The sequence below is a fragment of the Gilvimarinus sp. 1_MG-2023 genome (assembly GCF_030548285.1).
The window spans coordinates 1-282 of record NZ_JAUOSC010000859.1 but is presented as its reverse complement, the minus strand read 5'-3'; the positions used below and the strand labels follow the sequence as shown (position 1 = coordinate 282).

Annotated in this window: 1 protein-coding gene; it reads right to left on the bottom strand. The window is 48.2% G+C overall.

What is annotated here, in order from left to right:
• Positions 1-282 (bottom strand): BMP family ABC transporter substrate-binding protein (locus Q4563_RS19335; RefSeq protein WP_303605668.1); only part of this gene is annotated, 282 nt, incomplete at both ends.

Sequence of the window (282 nt, the reverse complement as noted above, 5' to 3'; positions counted from 1 at the left end):
GAGGTAGACTCTGCCATGCCAGTCCATTCACTGTCGGGCTTCCAGGTGTTGTTTAACAGGGCTTGAATGCGATTGATATAATAAGGCCCCCAGTTATGAACAACCGACGCCAGGTGTTTGCTGGGTGCAAATGGACGCATATCTGAGTGGTAGCCGATAACATAAACGTTTTTCTGCTCGGCGATTTCGGCAATGGCGGATGAGTCGGTATGGTGTGTTAATAAATCAACACCGGATTCAATCAACTGATTGGCCAGCTCAACATCTTTTTCCGGGTCGTAC